Here is a 1,268-nt window from a genome sequence, read left to right as displayed (position 1 = left end):
CGTAGCTTGTTAACCATTCGGATTCCGAATGCTCCAAGGACGTTCGGTTAGGCCGAACGAAGGTTGCTCGACCAATGCTCCAAAAGCATGGCCAGCAACCTACGGACGGAACATCGCCATATGGCACTTCACTTCGGTAAACTACCACATGAAGTACCCATCGATCAGGTCTACTCATACCTCTATCGCCTTACCGTCCATGATAACCTCTCCATCAGCTTCTTCAAACAGACCGTCTTTGGCCTGAGGTACTGGTACAGACTCTTCGGTCTCAACGATCAGGCACTTCATATGCCCTCCATCAAACATACCCAAACGCTCCCAACAGTCCTATCCAAACAGGAATGCAAGGACATCTTTGCTGCCCCAGGACTCCTCAAACACCGCTTCCTCCTCGCCTTTGCTATGGAAAACATGTGCATCCAACGGAGATTTCCTATTCCCCATCAAAGCCATGGCTACCGTATACCGGGGAAAGTTCCTTCAGGAATTCCTCCGCTTTGCCAAACAGGCCGAACTTCCAATCACTCCCCAGCTCAGAAAAACACTATATTCCAAAAACTGGGTTGTCTACGCCAAACGGCCCTTCCAAAATCCCGCAGCTGTTGTCGAATACCTCAGCAGGTACACTCATCGGGCAGCCATCTCTAACCACCGGTTAAAATCCACCGACAACGGAAATGTATCCTTCACCTACAAAGACTACGCACACGGGGCCGTCACCAAAATCATGACACTCGACGCTGGCGAGTTCCTCAGACGGTTTTGCTTACATATTCTACCTCCAATGTTTGTCAAAATCCGGCACTATGGTTTTCTATCTAGAAGAAACAAAGAAGAACTCAGAGCTTTCCAGCAAGAACAGGGCATCAACTCAACAGATGTTCAAAAGGAAAAGCATGGAGACCCACTCTATTTCCAAGAAGAATGCAACATCACCATCTGCCCCTGTTGTTACAAGGGAACACTCACCACCATCTTATACTTCGCTGCAAACGCACCTCCGCCAACCATTAACAACAAACTCAAAGCACATGCAAAAAAACTAAAAAACAGCTCATACGAGCAAAGGAAAACCTTTTGCTAAAAGATATTCAGACACTCAAAAAACAGTAAACAACGGAGACAAAAGGCTCAAAAAAAGATTGCAGTCAATTGCTGCTATCTAAAACAACCTCATAAAAAAACCAGTATTTTTTAAAACCCATTYMACGGAAACCAGCTACCAAACYTTTAATTCCCCAATCAGCTAGATCTCCGCTCAACCC

1 pseudogene is annotated in these 1,268 nt (G+C 46.2%); it reads left to right on the top strand.

Going from position 1 to position 1,268, the window contains the following annotated elements:
- Window positions 1-406: 406 nt before the first annotated feature.
- Window positions 407-1,087 (top strand): annotated as a pseudogene (locus A3SI_RS21810) (IS91 family transposase); the annotation flags it as partial.
- Window positions 1,088-1,268: the final 181 nt, after the last annotated feature.

Source organism: Nitritalea halalkaliphila LW7 (genome assembly GCF_000265075.1).
GTDB lineage: Bacteria > Bacteroidota > Bacteroidia > Cytophagales > Cyclobacteriaceae > Nitritalea > Nitritalea halalkaliphila.
This window is presented reverse-complemented; position numbering and strand designations above follow the sequence as displayed.